Below are 17,120 nucleotides of genomic sequence, written 5' to 3' on the forward strand. Positions count from 1 at the left end.
GTGTAACGCGGCTGGGAATAGGCAACTGTATGCCTAAAAGAGAAAGAAGGGATTCCCGTTGCCAGTCAATCCGACGATTCAATTTTATTTGAACCAGTTTCAAAATCAAATCTCGACCACATATGACCAATTGGATCCGCTCGAATTAAGACGACAAGAAGACGCAATGATGACCCGGTTTCAACATAAAGAGCACGTGCATGACGTCGAAGAGCGTCTGATCGCACTCCCAGGCCGTTCGCTCCCAATCCGCATCTATCGGTCGGGTCGAACGATCGCGCCAGCACTCGTCTATTTTCATGGTGGCGGATATGTCACGGGCAGTCTCGACACCCATGATGCGATATGTCGGACGATCGCGAACGAGGCCGACTGCACGGTCATCTCGGTCGGCTACCGACTCGCTCCGGAGCATAAATTTCCGACAGCCGTCTACGATAGCTATGAGGCGCTCGTTTGGATTGCGGATCACGCCTCGGAACTTGAAATCGATGCCGAGCGCATCGCCGTCGGCGGTGACAGTGCCGGCGGGACGCTCGCTACGGTCAGCGCCTTGATGGCGATTGAACGAGGTCGCCCCCTCGTCATGCATCAGTTGCTGTTTTACCCGGTTACCGGGACCGAGGAGAACTTGCCGCTGTCATTGATTGATTACGCGAGCGGTTATCTGCTCGATGAAGGGCTCATCCGGTGGTTCCAGCAACAATACTTCCATGATGAGTCGGAATTGATGCATCCGTACGCCTCGCCGATTTTTTCGGACCACTTAGGGGACTTTCCCCCGACGACGTTGTTGACGGCCGAATACGACCCGCTCCGCGACCTCGGACGCGCATACGCCAACAAATTGATTAGCCTCGGTGTCCCGGTGACGTATCACAATTACGGAGGACTCATCCACGGATTCGTCAACTACTACGCATACGTTCCGGAAGCGCGACGAGCCGTCAAAGAAGCGGCGCAGGCGCTCGGACATGCCTTCCATACGCAAAAAACTCGCCCCTGAGGCGAGTTTTTTTCATGCTTTCGATAAATAAGGGAAGCGACAACCTTCCGGGAAGAGTTGTCCTTCGTTCATGCGAATCATCCATTGGCCGTCGTGGGACGGACGTTGTTCCACACCGTCCAGATTGGGCGTGAATTTAAAGACGATTTCGGTGATGCCTTCAAAGGAGAGGCGAGCCACGACGTCACGCATATCGACAGGTCGCGGCGACAGCACGGCATACAAGTTTAAGCGCGAGCGCTCAATCATATAAATGACATGGACGTCATCGAAACGATACACGTCCTCGTCCATCCCTTGATAGTAATGGAACATCCAAATGTGCATGTCGTCTGTGGTATACAGACGCGGTGAAAACGGGAGTGACTCCAGCTTGAAACGACGCCACTGCTCGGCATCGACATCGACACGTTCGAGTGGGGAAGCGGATCCCGATACTGAAACGAATAGCTCCGTTTCAAGTTGGACGGAGAACCCCTGTTGCTCGTAAAACGGTTCAACCCCTTCGTCACAAGCCAAAAAATAAGGCAAGGCATCGGCGTCATGTTGCTTGAACACATGCTTGAAGATGCGGGTGGCGAGTCCTTGTCCTTGTCGATCCTCGTCGGTCATGACCGTCCCGATCTGATACGTCTCGCGAGCGGCTCCGTCAGCCACGATCGTCATCCGGCTCATCCCGACGTTCGAGATGACATTCCGATAAAACGTCAATGAGTAACAACGATAGCGGTCGGTCCATTCGCCGGCCATGTACCATTCACCAAAATCGATGCCGAACATCTCATCGGCCAAATAGAAAAATGACGCGAATTCTTCCCCTGAATACTCGAGATTGCTGGTAGGTCGTTTAGCCATATGACTCACTCCTTGTTTTGAACTTCTCGGTCCGTTCCTGTACATTAGAGGCAGAGAGGGGTAATACAGATTATGAAACGGTATGAAGCGATTTTATTCGATGTCGACGATACGTTGCTCGACTTTAAACAGAGCGAGCACGTCGCCTTGGAGCAGTTGCTCGCGGCACACAACGTTCGGATGACAGATGAATTGAAACAACAGTACGTGACGATCAATAACGGATTATGGCGCGCGTTCGAGCGCGGCGAGGTCGGACGGGAAGACGTCTTAATGGGCCGACACACGCAACTGTTCGATACGCTCGGCATCACGATCGATGCACATGAAGTCGAACAGCGCTATCGCGACCATTTGCACAACGGGGTACACATCATCGATGGGGCACTCGAGCTCGTCCAAACGCTCAGTGAACAGTATCCGCTCTATATCGTCACGAACGGTGTGACGGAGACGCAGTTCAAGCGGCTCGAAGCGTCGGGACTGCTTCCTTATTTCAAGGACGTGTTCGTCTCGGATGCGACCGGATCGCAAAAGCCGATGACACCGTTCTTCGATTACGTGTTCGACCGCGTGCCGAACGTGGCACCGGAACGTGGACTCATCGTCGGTGACTCGCTGACGGCAGATATCGCCGGCGGACGCATGTATGGGCTCGACACGTGCTGGTACAACCCGCACGAGATTGCGGCGTCGGTCGAGACGACGTATGAAATTCAAGACTTGCACGAATTGAAGTCGATTCTATCAAGCTCAGCGATCGATAAAGTGGGGCGGTAGTGATTGCGGCAACGCATAGAGTGTCTCCGGGAAGAGTTTCAAGTCCCGGAGCGCGTCGAGCGGCTGCCAACGATAGATGAGGTGATCTCCTTCCGGTCCATGGAAGTCTCCATGCCGGAGCGGGAGGTCACCCGACACATAAAAGTACATGCCGATCTCATGGACGGTGCGCTCCAAATATGTGAAGAAATTTTCGGAGACGAAAGCGAACGTCGTTCCTGTCAGTGTCGCTTCGAGTTCTTCTTGCAGCTCACGCGTCAAGGCGAGCTCGGCCTCTTCGCCGATGCCGACCCGGCCGCCCGGCAACGCCCAAAAGTCATCGTTCACGTTCCGATGAACGAGCAAATGACCGTCTTGGACCCAGATGCCGGCGACGCGATAATTGAACGTGCCGTGTTCGGTCGGAAATACGATATCCATGTGTATCACTCCATTCCATAAGCTACATCAAGTATATGCCAAGGAGGCAGGTCATGTTTCAATCAAATGAGAGTTATAAAGGCGAGGACTTCCGCGACGAGACGCTCCGTGACATCCAACTCACGCAGACGACGTTCGAGAACTGCCGCTTCACCTATATCGATGCGACCGAGTTCGAGACTGAACAGTGTCGTTTCATCAACTGTGACTTCACCGATTCGAAGTGGAACGCCTCGCGCCACAGTGGCAGCTCGTTCTTAAACTGTCAGTTTAACGGGGCGAATCTGTTTTTGAGCGAGTTCGATCAGTGCAAGATGACGGGTTCTTCGTTTGAGTCATGCACGTTTGAAGGCGTCGTCGTACGCGAGGGCGATTGGTCGTTCGTCAATCTGCGTCACGCCCCGCTCCGGAAGATGGATTGGTCCGGGGTCCGGTTGACCGAGGCCGATTTATACGGTGCCGATTTGACAGAGTCACGCTGGACGAACGCCGTCTTGTCTCGCGCCGTCTTGCAGCATGCCGATTGCACCAAGGCTGATTTTGTCGGGGCCGAGATGGATGGGGTCGATTTCTCGGACGTCATCCTGAAACAAGCGACGATTGACGTGATACAGGCCGTCCAAATCGCCCGCTCGCTCGGGGCGAACGTCATATGACCAATGAGCAAGTGCTCGAGCACTTGACGGCCATGGCCGCGGAGCGGGAAGACGTCCGCGTCCTCGTCTTGAACGGGTCGCTCGTCAATCCGCACGTAAAACTAGACCGTTTTCAAGACGTCGATGTCACTTGTTTCGTCGAAGACGTGACCACGTTCATCGAGGACCGTTCTTGGATGCTGCCGCTCGGGGACGTCTTGATTATGCAGACGCCGGATGAGGTGCCGGGAGGCGACGAATATGAGCGTTTTGCGTTTCTCGTCCAGTTTGCAGCCGGTCATCGCGTCGATTTGACCGTTCGCCCGCTGCGTGACGTGCAGGAAGCGATTCACGCTGACTCACTCAGTCTCGTCCTCGTCGATAAAGATGGAATTGCCGGTCAACCGATTCCATCTGATGACACGTACCGTATCAAACGACCGAGCCGATTCGACTATGAGCAGTGCTGGAACGAGTTTTGGTGGGTGTCGCTTTACGTCGTCAAAGGAATCAAGCGGGGGCAGTTATTATACGCGTACGACCATGTCACAATCATGAGGGCGATGCTCCGTCAGATGCTGTCGTGGGAAGTCGGTTTTACGATGGACTTCACCGTGAACGCGGGGAAGGCCGGTGACGGTCTGACCCCGTACGTGGATGCGGCAAGGTGGGACAGCTATCTTCATACATTTCCGGCAATCGAGACGACTTCCCTCGAGGCGGCCCATAAAGTGTTGGTCGAGCAGTTTGAATGCACGAGCAGACGGGTCGCCGAGCGGGCGGGGTATCCTTTTCGTGCAGAGGAAGCGCATCGAATTCGTGACGCTTTTTCGACGCTTTGGGGTTCACACGGTTAAGTTTAGGTCGAGTCGGGAAAAGCCCCTCTATAGAAGGGGGAATGACGCTTGAATCCGTATACGACGTTCATCGCGCTCCTAGTAGGGAGTTTACTACTATTTGTCGGCATCCGGACGAAGAAATGGCCGATTGTTGTCGTGGCCTTATTTCCGCTTGGACTCGTGGCCTTCAACTTATATTTGCTCATTACTGGACGTTAGAAGACTGTTTTCATCAGTCTTCTTTTTTTATAGCGATTTTTGTATTGAACGGAATCGAACGCGATACGTTTAGATTGGACCAGAACCGGGCAACTCTGAATACAATGACCTAAATCCAATTTTTCCCTTCTAAAAACGATGAGTGTATCTACTCGTCGTTCAACGTCAAACGGACCGATTCACACCAAGACAGATTTGCTCATCAAGGAGGTGTCCTCGTGCGACGATTGTGGCTTACCGGCTTATTGCTCATCTTCTGTTTAGGAGGATGTACGACAAGGGAGCCGTTTGATTTTGATGAGATTCACTCTTACAAGATTTTCTACAATATGCCGACCGAGGCGATTATCGAGGATATGGCCCGCTACGACCTCGTCATCATCGAACCGATTTGGTATACACCGGAACAGATTGAGACAATCCGATCGAACGGGACGAAAGTGTTCGGGTATATCAATGTAATGGAGGCAGATTCGTGGAATCGAGCGCTGATCGGCCAAATGGACAAGGATGACTACTTTTATCGGGACGGGGAACGGATTTACTTTCCGAAATGGGACTCGTATTTGACCGATATCAGTTCGGCCGACTTCCGTAAAATTTTAATCCGCGAGATTCAAAAACAAGTCATCAACAAACATTTGGATGGTATTTTCCTTGATACGGTCGGGGACATCGATGACGTCCATTTGGATTATCCAGAAGACTTAGCAGAACAGTTGGCTGGGCTCGAGAAATTCTTACAGGCGATTGAGCGTACGTATCCCGGCGTCCCGGTCGTTCAAAATTGGGGCATCGAGACGCTCGAACGGACGAGTGCCCCATATGTGGAAGGCTTCATGTGGGAAGGCTTCAACTACACCAAAATCACGTCTGATTCGTGGTCGATGGAGATGCTCGACCGGATGAACGTGATTCAAGATGAGTATGGAATTGCCGTCCTCACCGTGTCCGATCAAGAAGAGGCGACGAGTCGTGATTTGGCCGAAGCGAACGGCTTTATACATTATCATGAACCAACGTATTACAATACGTGGGATTTTTAGGTGTTGATTAGGGTATGAGGAAATAAAAGATGCCGTGATCCGTTACTTAAGTTCGACTGGCTAGCTGCTAAACTGGTACAGATGAACCAATCGCGAGGAGGGGATTATCATTTTATACGCTCAAGACCGTCCGTGGCTAAAGTGGGTTGAAATTCTTGTCGTGTTCGCGCTGTTGATTGGAATCGATCTATTCTTTAATCTGGGCACGATTCAAAATGAGTTGAACATGTTTTATGCGGCCGCCATCTTATTCGCCTTACGATACGGCACCATTTTCGGCTTAATCAGTTTTGGCATCTTGCTCCTCTATAAGGTGTTATATACCGGCTTAATGGGAGGGGACGTCTTCCTCTTGTTCTACGATACAAACTCACTTCTTACACTGTTTTACTACTTCGCCATCACCGTCATCGTCGGGTTGTTCAGCACCTCATTTCGAGAGCGTTATGAAATCAGTCAGTTCCGCAATGAGGAACTGAAAGATGAGAACACGTATTTGAAAGAAACCGTCGATTTACTCAACACTTCGCAAACGACACTTCGTCAAAAACTACTTCAATCCGAATACAGCTTGAACCAATTGTATGAACTTGCCGTATCGCTCGACTTGCCGCACCCGGAACTGATTCGAAGCGAAACGATTCGCCTGTTGAAAAAGACGTTTTTAGCTAGCGATGTCGCCATTTACCACGTCGATCGCTCACAAAAATCGATGCGTCTCTTGATTCGGCAAACCGAAAAGAAAGAGTTCCCGCAAACAATTTTCCTCGACGAGGCGTCAAGCATGTTCAAACGGTTCTTCCAAGTCCAAGAGACGACACTCCGTCAACTCGATGATGAAGACACAGACCCGATGTTGCTCGCGCCGATCGTCGTGGACGGACAGACACGTGAAGTTGTCGTCATCAAACGCTTGCCGCTCCGCAAATTGACGACCGATGACTTGCACGTCTTGAATATCTTGTTCTCGTGGATCGGGACGCGCGTCCAAAACGCCGAAAATCTGATTCGCAAAGAGCAGCACGAGAAAATGCATAAAGGCACCTCGTTCTATAAAAAAGAGGCGTTCACGGAACTTGTCGCCATTCAAGAACAAAAGAAACTTCACCACGGACAGCCGTATATCGTGCTCGATTATGCGCTCGGCTATGAACCGGTCTCGCTCGAGAGTATCGAGGCCATCGTCCACTCGTATTTACGGGAAATCGACGTCGTCGGCTACGATCCCGAAGACAACAAACTGTTGCTCTTACTTCCTGGGACGAGCGAAGAACACCGTCAACAGATTTATGATCGGATCGAAGGGATTTTGATCCAGAAGGGAGTGTGACGGTATGGAGCTGACGGTTCGTCTCGGATTGATTGGGATTTATGTCGTTCACGCTATGCTAGCCTTCGTCTTGTTAATCACATTGAAACGAAAGATGAAAGCACCGGACTATGGGGTCGCGGTGGCGGCACTCAGTTTCGGACTGTTCCTGCCGTTTGTGGCTGAACTTGCCGTCTATGCGGTGTATCGTTTGGCCGAGCGCTTTGGCCGGAGCGGTCTGATTGAAGACTATGACGACTATATCGATTTCAAAGTCGTCAACTATGAACAGATTCGTCATGAAGCGAACAGCAGCACGCACTTGTTGCCGCTCAACGATGCCATCAATTCCAAAGATCCGGCCATCCGGAAACATTCGATTTTGACGCACGTCAATCAGTCGATCGACCAGCAAGGGAAGTATTTGCAGATGGGTCTCGAGAGTACGGACAGCGAGACCGTCCATTATGCGGCGGCGACGATGAATATCTTAATCGACCAGTATGAACAAGAACTGAAATTGGCGAAACGCGAATATGATTTGGGGAATCCCGACACGATTCAACGGCTCGCGACAATCTATAAACGGATGATTCATAGCGAGCTCATCACCGAGGTCATGTTGAAGGACAAGCAGACCGCATGGCTCGAAGAATTGTTAAAAGCGAAGACGCTCTATCCCCCGACGCCATGGATTTATGAAGACTTGAACGAGATTTATCTCACGTTACAGCATCCAAAAGAGCAATTGAACATCCTGAAGGAGTACGTCCACCATTTCCCGGAACGAATCGAGGCCCATCTTATGCTCATCAACTTCTATTATGAGCGGGAGCGTTGGAACGAAGTGAAGGCGGTCATGTTTATGATGCAGACCCAGTTCACGCTCGACGATGTGCCGTATGAGTACCGACTGTTGTTTGAAGAATGGAGTGACACGACATCATGGAAAAACGAACTGTAATCTCATTCTCGCTCTTCATCGTCTTATTTCTAGTCATCGTCGGTGCGATTCAATACTTACGGATTCATTCGCTGCACACACTACTGCCGAACGTTGCCGAGCAGCAGATGAATATCGATCAATTGAAGAGTGATGCGTCAGCGAAAGCAGGCGAACATCAACTTCAAATTTATCTCGTCCGGGATGAAGGGGATTTGGCGGTCGAGACGGCGGACAATCTGCGTCACGGCTTACAGTACGCGAAGCTCGACGTACGCGATGTCAGCCCTGGTGCCGTCGGATCGATTGCGCCTTCTCCGTATACGATTATCATTTTTACCGGAGAAGATTCATCGAGATGGCCGTTCGTCGCGATGAAGCGTTACGTCGAACAGGGCGGCAACCTTGTCTTCGCGAACCGGTTCAAAGACCCCGCGTGGAACGCGTTGACCGGGATTGAAGAAATTGGTGAGTATGTGCCGGACGTATATGGCTTGAATTTCGAGGAGACGATTTTCCCGGGCTATGTCGACTTGAATCCGCCGGACGACCTGTTCGTTCATAGCGTCGTCGACTTTGCGGTCGCAGATGACGCCAACGTCATGTTGTCAGCCGAAGGTTTCCCAATCCTTTGGGAATACCGTGTTGGTGAAGGGAACGTCCTGTATTGGAATACGACAATCACGAACCAAAAGATGATTCGCGGCTTGTTCGTGCAGACACTTGGCACGATGCCCCCGGCGTTCGTCACGGCACAAGCGGCCATCAAACTCATGTATATCGATGATTTCCCGGCGCCGGTCATGGACGGGAAGATGAAAGATGTCTCCGCCACACCACTCGATAAATCGGTCAAAGACTTCTTCGCCGAGAATTGGTGGGAAGACATGGTCGATTTAGCGAAAGACGACGATGTGATTTATACAGGTGCGATGATTGGAACGTATGAGGAAGAAATGGAACTGGTTGACGAACAGTTGATTAAGCGCGGTGAGTTTCCGATGCTGTATTTTGGACGTAAACTGATTGCCCACGGCGGAGAAATCGGGTTACATGGTTATAATCACCAATCGCTCGTCACGGCCGATGAACCGATTGATCCGACGTATGGCTATATCCCGTGGAAAGATAAAGAAGAGATGAAGCGGTCGTTATTGCAGGCTGAATCGGTGTTCGCGAACTATTTCCCGGCCGAGACGCTTAAGTCATACGTCCCGCCATCGAATGCGCTCAACCGGACTGGTGTCGATGCAATCGCAGAGGCGTTACCTAACCTTCGCACGATTGCCTCCCTTTACACCGGGGAACCCGAGAATGGAGACTTCGTGCAAGAGTTCGAGTTTGATGCGACACACCCGAACCTCTATCATTTCCCGCGCGTGACGAGCGATTACGGGGAAGAGCGCGGCTCGATTTTCCAGATGGTCGATGCAATCGCCAACTTCGGCGTATTTTCACACTTCATTCACCCGGATGATGTCATCGATCCAGACCGGGCCTTCGGGCGGGACTGGGATACGATGTTCACAAGCCTGCGTAAAATCGTCCATGACGTGAGAGACCAATATCCGCATCTCGAGGCGTATACGCAACATTATGCGACCGAGAAGATGATCACCTACCAACAAGCTGATTTGAACGTCACGTTCGATGAGTCGACGGTCTATTTGGCCGGGGAAGGACTCATCAATCCGTCTCATTTCACGATTCGCCTGAAACCGGGCCAATCACTCGAGACAGGGAAATTTGACTTCGGGACGGTCGAACAGTGGGAGGCCGACCGACCTCTCTATCTCGTCAAACTGTCAGCGGCGAACGCTGAAATCGCCATCAAGGGGGAAGCGCAATGAAAATCGGACTCGTCTTAGAGGGCAGTTATCCGTACGTGAGCGGAGGCGTCTCGAGCTGGACGCAGACGTTAATCGAGGCGATGCCCGAGGTGTCGTTTGAAATCATCTCGATTCAACCGACCGAGAAACGGCCGGAAGACATGAAATACGCGCTCCCTCCAAACGTCTCCGGCATCACCCATCTGTATTTGAACGACGTAGGTGAACGAGCGAGGGGACGATTGAAGTGGGGTGCCGACGACGAACAGAACGTGTCGGATTGGCTCATGTTGAGAAGCCCGAATCGACAAGCGCTGCGACTACTCGGGAAAGAAGTGCCTTCGAGCGAGTCATTTTTCGCGAGCGAGTTCTTTTGGCGCAACGTCAAGGCCGCCTACGCCGAAGAGATGAACGGCGGCTCGTTCATCGACTATTTCTGGATGTGGCAAAGCATGTACACCCCGATTTTGCGGGTGCTCCATCAGCCGCTCCCGAAAGTCGATCTCGTCCATTCCGTATCGACGGGTTATGCCGGGGTAGTCGCTTCCTACATGAAAGAGACGCAAGGGATCCCGTTCATCTTGACCGAGCATGGCATCTATTCCCGTGAACGCGAGGAAGAGATTTTACAGTCGTATTGGATTCCGGCGCCGTATAAACCGAGATGGGTCCGTTTCTTCCACCATTTGTCCCGGGAGGCGTATAACGCGGCCGATGAGATTATCACCTTGTTCGAGCGGAATCGCGAATATCAGGAATGGATCGGCGCCCCGAGCGAGAAGACGAAAATTATCGCCAACGGGATTGCCGATCGACAAATCCAGGCGACGATCGATCGTCCGGAGCACGACCTGTTTCAAATCGGTGCCATCGTCCGCCTCGTCCCAATCAAAGACTTGAAGACGATGATTTATGCCGCCAAGATTTTGCAGGAGCGGCATCGTCTGTTCAAACTGACGATCATGGGTCCACTCGATGAGGATGAAGAATATGCGGAAGAGTGCCGTCTGCTCATCGAACAGAGCGGATTGAGCGATTATGTCGAACTGGCCGGGAAAGTGGACGTCCAAACGTATTTGCCGACCTTTGATTTACTGCTCCTGACGAGCATCTCGGAAGGGCAGCCGCTCGCGATTCTCGAAGGCATGGCCGCCGGGATTCCGTGGGTCGCCACCGATGTCGGCGCCTGTTCCGAGCTTTTATACGGACGAGCGGATGACCCGTTCGGTCCGGCCGGTTTCATCGTGCCGCCGGTTCATCCGGAAGCGGTCGCCGACAAAGTCGAATGGATGATGGATTACCCGCAGGAACGAATGCGGTTCGGCAAGAACGGACGGGAGCGGGTCCGCCAATATTATCGTCTCCAACAAGTCGTGGACCGCTATAAGGCTATCTATGAAGCGAGGAGGGAACAGTATGGCGGGCATCGGGTTTAAGTTGCAGAAGTTGTTTCAAGAAGACTACTATTCGTCCCGGCTGAAGGCGTACACGTTCTCCGGCCTCGTCACGTCCGGACCGTGGTTGATCGTCATCTTGGTCGTCGGTACGATTCAATGGTTGGCATTCCAAATGCCGACGTTGTCGCTCGCCGAACGGACGCTCTTCATGATCTCGGTCTCGTACGCGTTCATCTTCTCGCAAATCTTGTTCAGTTTTCAACAGCTCGTCGTCACACGATACGTGGCGGACTTGTTTTATGAGAAAAAGGCGCATGAGATTTTTCCGGTGTTCACCGGGATGCTCAAAGTGACGATTCTCGCCGCAGGCTTGCTGTATAGTATCTTTTGGCTATTGTCGCCGCTCGATTTTCTGTACAAACTGACGTTGTTCGTTTTATTTATGACGATTAACGTCATCTGGGTCATGTTCTTGTTCTTGAGTGCCGCCAAGTATTATCAAGCGGTGGCCTATAGCTTCTTGCTCGGTGGACTCATCTCGGTCGGGAGCGTCTACGCGATCAGCCGTCTCATGGTCGACCCGTCGAGTCTCGAGCTGTTGCTCGGTTTCACGGTCGGGATGATTGTGACGTTGTTCGGGTTATTCTTCGCGATGCTCCGGACGTTCCCGCTCCGTTACGCGGTGAAAGAGTTCTCGTACTTCAAGTACTTCGACCACTATCCGGACTTGTTCGCCATCGGCGTGTTGTACGTGCTCGGGATTTGGGTCACGAATTTCATCATCTGGTTCGGTGAAGGACGTGTCATCATCGCGGACTCGTTCCTGTTCAACCCGTATTATGATACGGCCATCTTTTGGTCGTACTTGACGATTATCCCGACGCAACTGTTGTTCGTCGTCGCCGTCGAGACCCGATTTTATGAGCGCTACCGTACGTTTTATGGATTGATCAACTACGGCGGGGCACTCCATCAAATCGAGAAGGCGAAACAGACGATGACGTCCGTATTGAAAAATGAGTTGATTCGACTCGCGCGGAGCCAAGGCGTCGTGACGCTGTTCGCCATCCTGATGGCGGGCGCGTTCGTCAGTTGGATCGGCGTCCCGGATGAGATTGGTCAAATCTTTCGGATGACGACGCTCGCGGCGTTCGCGAATGCGATGATTCTCATCTTGACGCTGTTATTGCTCTATTTCGAGGACCGGCGCGGGGCGTTGTTCGTCAACATCTCGTTCTTCACATTGAACGCGTTGTTCACGTTACTGCTCTTGCCGCGAGGCATCGATTGGTACGGTGTCGGCTTTGCCGTCAGCACGACGATCACGTTCTTCTTGGCCGGCCTGCGTTTGATTTATTACATGGGCAAAGTCGATTATTACGTGTTCGCCGCGTCGAACCGGCGCAAGCTCGGCACCGAGCGGTTCTCGCAAATGGGAACGTTGTTGAACCGGCGCTTTTCGCGATAAAGGGTTTTCAGTACAGGGAAAGACTGATATGATGTGGTCGTAGACGACCGAATTTCATAATGTTTACCACTAGGGGAGTCGCGTGACGCGGCTGAGATGGACGAGGTCCAGACCCTTTGAACCTGATCTAGTTCACGCTAGCGTAGGGAAGTGGGCGAACCGATTGTTCTCGTACACTTTGTGTAAATCCGACGCCGCTTCCGTTATGGGAGGCGGCGTCTTTTTTAATCACAAAGGAGGAGAACACATGACATTCACCGCACATCTACGACAAGAGGCAGATGCTTTGTTTCAAGCCAGTTTTGATCACCCGTTCGTCCGCGAACTCGGAACGGGTGAACTCGACGAGGCGAAATTTCGGCATTACGTCATGCAAGACTCGTATTATTTGAATCAGTTTTCGAAAGTACAGGCGAAAGGCGCGACGCTCGCCCCGAATATGGAAGTGGCGAGCCGTTTTTTGACGCACGCCCTTCACACGATTGAAGCGGAGCATGCGCTGCATCGTGAGTTTTTTACGTTGCTCGACGTGACGGAGGCGGAGTGGGCGACGTTCGAACCGGCCCCGACGGCTTACGCCTATGCGATGCATATGCAACAGGCTGGGCCGACGCTCGGCGACGTGCTCGCGTCAATCTTGCCTTGCTACTGGGTCTATTATGAGATCGGGGAGCGATTGAAAGACGCGACACCCGATCATCCGATTTATACGACGTGGATTGCGACGTACGGGTCGGAATGGTTCCGCGACCTCGTCGAGGAACAGATTGAACGGCTCGACGTGCTCGCCGGACAGGCGACCGCGGAAGAGCGATTCCGGTATCAGCAGCTGTTCTTGAAGAGTTGTTATTATGAACACGCGTTTTGGGAGATGGCGTGGACGCTCGAGTCGTGGGATTTACCGGCGGGGGTAACACGATGAAGCGCGACTTATGGGACAAAGTCAGAGCCGAACGGCCACTCATCCACAACATCACGAATATCGTCGTCGCCAACTTTTCAGCGAACGGGTTGCTCGCCATCGGGGCGGCCCCGGTCATGGCATCTGCGGTCGAAGAAGTGGCCGAGATGGCATCCGTGAGCGATGCGCTCGTGCTTAATATCGGCACGCTCGATGCAATGACGGAACGTACGATGATTCGAGCCGGGCAGGCGGCGAATCAAGCGGGTCGTCCAGTCGTCTTCGATCCGGTCGGGGTCGGGGCGACCTCATTCCGGCGCGACGTCGCCAAAGCGATTCTGCAACATGTCCGCGTGACGGTCATTCGTGGGAATGCCGGAGAAATCGCGACATTGATTGGTCTCGACGCGGCGGCGCGCGGTGTGGACGCCGGTGAAACGCGAGACGATTTGAATCAAATCGCGCGTGAGGCGGCACGACGCTATACCTGTGTCGTTGCCGTGACCGGAGAAACGGATGTCGTCAGCGACGGGGACGTGACGATTGAAATTAAAGGCGGTACTGGCGCGATGGCCCGGACGACAGGGACCGGTTGTTTACTCAGTGCGGTCGTCGGTGCGTTCCTTGCGGTCGAACGGGATGCTGTTACGGCCACGGCGACGGCGCTCGCCGGCTATGCCCGGTGCGGCGAACTCGCTACCGCTTTGGCTGACGGACCGGGTGACTTCCCCGTTCACTTCTTGAATGAGCTTGGCAAGATGACGGCGGTCGAGTTGCCGAGTGACCGTATCGAGGTGGTGTCATGATACGGCCCCAAGTATTGACGATTGCCGGTTCAGATTCGGGCGGTGGCGCTGGCATTCAAGCTGATTTGAAGACGTTCCAAGAGCTCGGTGTGTTCGGGACGAGTGTTTTGACGGCCGTCACGGCCCAAAACACACGTGGGGTGCATGGGGTCGAGGCGGTGTCACCGGAACTCGTGACGCAACAACTCGATGCAATCGGTTCAGACTTTACGATTGCGGCGTGCAAGACCGGGATGTTGTTCGATGCGGCGCGCATCGAGGTGGTCGCTGATGGGGTGCGGCGTCACACATTCAATCGGCTCGTCGTTGACCCGGTCATGATTGCGAAAGGCGGGGCCTCGCTACTTCAGGATTCGGCGGTCCAGGCGCTCAAGACATCCCTCTTGCCGCTCGCGACCGTCGTCACGCCGAACGTGCCGGAAGCGGAAGTGTTGACGGGCATGACGATTCGGACGTTTGAAGACCGGATTAAAGCAGCAGAGCAGATGTTAGCGTATGGTGTCCGTGCTGTCATCTTAAAAGGCGGACATCTCGATGGCGCAACTGCGGACGATTTGGTCATGACGGCGTCAGAGACGTTCCTCTTGTCGGCCCCGCGCATCCAGACGAGTGACACACATGGAACCGGTTGTACGTTTTCGGCAGCACTCACGGCGGAACTGGCCAAAGGGCATTCCATCCTCGAGGCGACGGTTACAGCCAAGCGGTTCATCCAATGCGCGATCACGCATGGACTCGATATCGGTGCCGGACATGGACCGACGAATCACTGGGCGTATGCGACACATGGAGAGGCAGGTGTGACGCTTGAATCCATCACAACGAACCATCGCTGAGCAGTTGCGGCTTTATTTTATTTGCGGAACCGCAAACGCGGAAGACATGCTCCAGACGGTGGAAACGGCACTTCAATGTGGCGTGACATGTTTTCAATTTCGCGAAAAAGGTAAACATGCACTGTATGGGGATAAAAAAGAAGCGATGGCGAGAGCGTTGCAAACACTCTGCCGCTCATACGATGTTCCGTTCATCATCAATGATGACGTCGACCTAGCAGAGCGCATCGATGCCGACGGCGTGCATATCGGACAGGATGATGCCGAAGCCGCACGCGTTCGTGAGCGAATCGGCCCGGACAAATGGCTTGGTGTCTCGGTGCACACGCTCGAAGAAGTAGCGGCGGCCATCGAGCATGCGGATTATGTGGGCATCGGTCCGGTCCACCCGACGAATTCGAAAGAAGACGCCAGGGCAGTGAACGGGACGGTGCTCATCCGCCAAGTTCGAGCCTTGTATCGAGAGCTGCCAATCGTGGGGATTGGCGGCATTTTACCGGAACACGTTTCGATGATTCGGAACGACGGGGCGGACGGCGTCGCCGTCATCTCGGCTATCGCTTCTGCACCGGATGTGGCCATGGCCACACGGCGTTTCGCTTGTCTCTGAATTCAATTTGAGGAGGAAGACAGATGAACGTATTTGTAATAGGCGCGAATGGACAGATTGGAAAACAGCTCGTCGAACGATTGCACGAGGAAGGGAAGCATCAAGTCACGGCGATGGTGCGGAAACAAGAGCAACTCGACGACTTTACATCGAAAGGCTATCAAGCCGTTTTAGGCGACCTCGAAGGTGACGTGTCGTCACTTGAACAGGCGATGTCTGGGATGGACGTGGTCGTCTTTGCGGCTGGTTCAGGCGGTAGTACCGGAGCCGACAAGACGCTGTTAATCGACCTTGACGGCGCGGCGAAAAGTGTCGAGGCGGCTCAGGCGAACGGGAATGTAAAACAGTTCGTCATGGTCAGCGCCTTGAAGGCGGAAGATCGTTCGGCATGGCCGGAAGAGATGAAACCATACTATGTCGCGAAACACCATGCAGACCGTCTGCTTGAAGCGAGCGGGCTCACGTACACGATCGTTCGCCCGGGTGCGCTGACAGATGATGCCGGAACGGGCAAAGTGAAGACGAGCGACGTCAAGACGGGGGAAATCCCACGCGCAGACGTTGCGGCCTTCTTGGCACACGTCATCGGACATGACGCGGCCCACAATCAAACGATTGATCTCGTCACAGGCGATACGGCAATCGAAGACACATTTTGAACTACCCCCACCTACGCTTCACTTGGAGGTGGAGGATTCCTGGGTGATCCAGTCGAACGACCGGAACCTGATCAGGCTATCCCCGTCGTCCCGACGGTTGTGGAGGCCAGGATGCGCTCGGCCTCTCGTTTGAGGTTCAGTCCTGCGTTCACATCGCGGTCGTGGTGCGTCCCGCAACCCGGGCATGTCCACTTACGCAGACCGAGATGCTTCACGTCTCTGTGTCGGTGGCCGCAACTCGAACAGAGCTGGCTCGAGGCGAACGTCTTGCCGACCTTGACGACGGTTTTGCCGTACCAGTCCGCCTTGTATGCGAGCATGCGGAAGAACTCCGACCAACTGACATCGGAGATCGCTTTGCTGAGCTTGCGGTCCTGCTGCATGTGTTTCACCTGCAGGGTCTCGATGCCGATGACGTCGTGGTTTTTGACGATCCTATTTTTGATAAACGAGATGAAGACAGCGAGTGGACTTTGGTTCCGCTCGCTTTTTGTATGGATGTGTCCGTACACTCGAGAAAGGATTCGTTTCGACCGATAGAGAAAGTAAGAGATGGATTTGT

Annotated in this window: 18 protein-coding genes, 1 pseudogene and 1 riboswitch; of the genes and pseudogenes, 16 read left to right on the forward strand and 3 right to left on the reverse strand. The window is 53.2% G+C overall.

What is annotated here, in order from left to right; all coding sequences use genetic code 11:
* Positions 1–58 precede the first annotated feature (58 nt).
* Positions 59–1,006 (forward strand): alpha/beta hydrolase, encoded by a 948-nt coding sequence (locus KNP81_RS05305; RefSeq protein ID WP_214718974.1) that lies wholly within the window; start codon positions 59–61, stop codon positions 1,004–1,006.
* A 12-nt stretch (positions 1,007–1,018) separates the two neighbouring features.
* Here KNP81_RS05305 and KNP81_RS05310 read toward each other — a convergent pair whose 3' ends face one another.
* On the reverse strand, positions 1,019–1,861 hold the full coding sequence (locus KNP81_RS05310) for a GNAT family N-acetyltransferase (protein ID WP_214718976.1): 843 nt from the start codon (positions 1,859–1,861) through the stop codon (positions 1,019–1,021).
* Positions 1,862–1,933: 72 nt separating this feature from the next.
* On the opposite strand from KNP81_RS05310, the gene KNP81_RS05315 reads away from it, so the two are divergent.
* Positions 1,934–2,641: a YjjG family noncanonical pyrimidine nucleotidase gene (locus KNP81_RS05315; protein WP_214718978.1), complete on the forward strand. Its 708-nt coding sequence runs from the start codon at positions 1,934–1,936 to the stop codon at positions 2,639–2,641.
* Here KNP81_RS05315 and KNP81_RS05320 read toward each other — a convergent pair.
* Positions 2,615–3,061, reverse strand: a complete 447-nt coding sequence (locus KNP81_RS05320) for an NUDIX hydrolase (protein ID WP_021065918.1) — start codon at positions 3,059–3,061, stop codon at positions 2,615–2,617. The two genes, KNP81_RS05315 and KNP81_RS05320, sit on opposite strands and share 27 nt — an antisense overlap.
* A gap of 53 nt (positions 3,062–3,114) precedes the next feature.
* Here KNP81_RS05320 and KNP81_RS05325 point away from each other — a divergent pair, with 53 nt between their 5' ends.
* From KNP81_RS05325 to KNP81_RS05390, 14 genes are all read left to right on the forward strand, one after another.
* Positions 3,115–3,717 (forward strand): pentapeptide repeat-containing protein, encoded by a 603-nt coding sequence (locus KNP81_RS05325; RefSeq protein WP_214718982.1) that lies wholly within the window; start codon positions 3,115–3,117, stop codon positions 3,715–3,717.
* Positions 3,714–4,553, forward strand: coding sequence for an aminoglycoside 6-adenylyltransferase (locus KNP81_RS05330; RefSeq protein ID WP_214718983.1), 840 nt, complete (start codon positions 3,714–3,716; stop codon positions 4,551–4,553). Before KNP81_RS05325 ends, KNP81_RS05330 begins: the two co-directional genes overlap by 4 nt.
* 48 nt (positions 4,554–4,601) lie before the next feature.
* The gene (locus tag KNP81_RS05335; protein ID WP_021065921.1) at positions 4,602–4,754 is read left to right on the forward strand and encodes a hypothetical protein; all 153 of its coding nucleotides are present in this window, start codon (positions 4,602–4,604) and stop codon (positions 4,752–4,754) included.
* A 218-nt stretch (positions 4,755–4,972) separates the two neighbouring features.
* A complete protein-coding gene (locus KNP81_RS05340; RefSeq protein ID WP_353047973.1) occupies positions 4,973–5,800 on the forward strand; it encodes a glycoside hydrolase family 191 protein in 828 nt (275 codons plus the stop codon).
* A 160-nt stretch (positions 5,801–5,960) separates the two neighbouring features.
* Positions 5,961–7,130 (forward strand): GAF domain-containing protein, encoded by a 1,170-nt coding sequence (locus KNP81_RS05345; RefSeq protein ID WP_214718984.1) that lies wholly within the window; start codon positions 5,961–5,963, stop codon positions 7,128–7,130.
* Between the two features lie 4 nt (positions 7,131–7,134).
* Complete coding sequence (locus tag KNP81_RS05350; protein ID WP_214718986.1) at positions 7,135–8,073, forward strand: tetratricopeptide repeat protein; 939 nt, start codon at positions 7,135–7,137, stop codon at positions 8,071–8,073.
* On the forward strand, positions 8,055–9,902 hold the full coding sequence (locus KNP81_RS05355; protein WP_214718990.1) for a DUF2194 domain-containing protein: 1,848 nt from the start codon (positions 8,055–8,057) through the stop codon (positions 9,900–9,902). Before KNP81_RS05350 ends, KNP81_RS05355 begins: the two co-directional genes overlap by 19 nt.
* Positions 9,899–11,317, forward strand: coding sequence for a GT4 family glycosyltransferase PelF (pelF, locus tag KNP81_RS05360; protein ID WP_214718995.1), 1,419 nt, complete (start codon positions 9,899–9,901; stop codon positions 11,315–11,317). The genes KNP81_RS05355 and pelF overlap by 4 nt, the downstream gene beginning before the upstream one ends.
* Positions 11,298–12,746, forward strand: a complete 1,449-nt coding sequence (pelG, locus tag KNP81_RS05365) for an exopolysaccharide Pel transporter PelG (RefSeq protein ID WP_214718997.1) — start codon at positions 11,298–11,300, stop codon at positions 12,744–12,746. Before pelF ends, pelG begins: the two co-directional genes overlap by 20 nt.
* 61 nt (positions 12,747–12,807) lie before the next feature.
* Positions 12,808–12,912: riboswitch (TPP riboswitch) on the forward strand.
* 81 nt (positions 12,913–12,993) lie between these two features.
* Positions 12,994–13,668, forward strand: coding sequence for a thiaminase II (gene tenA, locus KNP81_RS05370; RefSeq protein ID WP_214719004.1), 675 nt, complete (start codon positions 12,994–12,996; stop codon positions 13,666–13,668).
* On the forward strand, positions 13,665–14,453 hold the full coding sequence (gene thiM / locus KNP81_RS05375) for a hydroxyethylthiazole kinase (protein ID WP_214719006.1): 789 nt from the start codon (positions 13,665–13,667) through the stop codon (positions 14,451–14,453). Before tenA ends, thiM begins: the two co-directional genes overlap by 4 nt.
* Positions 14,450–15,289 carry a bifunctional hydroxymethylpyrimidine kinase/phosphomethylpyrimidine kinase gene (thiD, locus tag KNP81_RS05380; protein ID WP_251128984.1) on the forward strand — a complete coding sequence of 280 codons (840 nt, stop codon included), beginning with the start codon at positions 14,450–14,452 and terminating at the stop codon, positions 15,287–15,289. The genes thiM and thiD overlap by 4 nt, the downstream gene beginning before the upstream one ends.
* Positions 15,261–15,899: a thiamine phosphate synthase gene (thiE, locus tag KNP81_RS05385; RefSeq protein ID WP_214719014.1), complete on the forward strand. Its 639-nt coding sequence runs from the start codon at positions 15,261–15,263 to the stop codon at positions 15,897–15,899. Before thiD ends, thiE begins: the two co-directional genes overlap by 29 nt.
* 23 nt (positions 15,900–15,922) lie before the next feature.
* A complete protein-coding gene (locus tag KNP81_RS05390) occupies positions 15,923–16,558 on the forward strand; it encodes an SDR family oxidoreductase (protein WP_214719016.1) in 636 nt (211 codons plus the stop codon).
* Between the two features lie 71 nt (positions 16,559–16,629).
* On the opposite strand, the pseudogene KNP81_RS05395 reads toward KNP81_RS05390, so the two are convergent.
* A pseudogene (locus tag KNP81_RS05395) lies at positions 16,630–17,079 on the reverse strand (RNA-guided endonuclease TnpB family protein); the annotation flags it as partial.
* Positions 17,080–17,120: the final 41 nt, after the last annotated feature.

Origin of the sequence: Exiguobacterium sp. s149 (genome assembly GCF_018618395.1) — a bacterium.
GTDB lineage: Bacteria > Bacillota > Bacilli > Exiguobacteriales > Exiguobacteriaceae > Exiguobacterium > Exiguobacterium chiriqhucha.

Excerpts from the sequence above, each read along its gene's own strand:
- pelF (WP_214718995.1), top strand. The coding sequence starts at position 9,899 with ATGAAAATCGGACTCGTCTTAGAGGGCAGTTATCCGTACGTGAGCGGA.
- tenA (WP_214719004.1), top strand. The coding sequence starts at position 12,994 with ATGACATTCACCGCACATCTACGACAAGAGGCAGATGCTTTGTTTCAA.
- KNP81_RS05390 (WP_214719016.1), top strand. The coding sequence starts at position 15,923 with ATGAACGTATTTGTAATAGGCGCGAATGGACAGATTGGAAAACAGCTC.
- KNP81_RS05355 (WP_214718990.1), top strand. The coding sequence starts at position 8,055 with ATGGAAAAACGAACTGTAATCTCATTCTCGCTCTTCATCGTCTTATTT.
- KNP81_RS05325 (WP_214718982.1), top strand. The coding sequence starts at position 3,115 with ATGTTTCAATCAAATGAGAGTTATAAAGGCGAGGACTTCCGCGACGAG.
- KNP81_RS05330 (WP_214718983.1), top strand. The coding sequence starts at position 3,714 with ATGACCAATGAGCAAGTGCTCGAGCACTTGACGGCCATGGCCGCGGAG.
- KNP81_RS05310 (WP_214718976.1), bottom strand. The coding sequence starts at position 1,861 with ATGGCTAAACGACCTACCAGCAATCTCGAGTATTCAGGGGAAGAATTC.
- KNP81_RS05320 (WP_021065918.1), bottom strand. The coding sequence starts at position 3,061 with ATGGATATCGTATTTCCGACCGAACACGGCACGTTCAATTATCGCGTC.
- thiD (WP_251128984.1), top strand. The coding sequence starts at position 14,450 with ATGATACGGCCCCAAGTATTGACGATTGCCGGTTCAGATTCGGGCGGT.
- KNP81_RS05315 (WP_214718978.1), top strand. The coding sequence starts at position 1,934 with ATGAAACGGTATGAAGCGATTTTATTCGATGTCGACGATACGTTGCTC.
- pelG (WP_214718997.1), top strand. The coding sequence starts at position 11,298 with ATGGCGGGCATCGGGTTTAAGTTGCAGAAGTTGTTTCAAGAAGACTAC.
- thiM (WP_214719006.1), top strand. The coding sequence starts at position 13,665 with ATGAAGCGCGACTTATGGGACAAAGTCAGAGCCGAACGGCCACTCATC.
- KNP81_RS05350 (WP_214718986.1), top strand. The coding sequence starts at position 7,135 with ATGGAGCTGACGGTTCGTCTCGGATTGATTGGGATTTATGTCGTTCAC.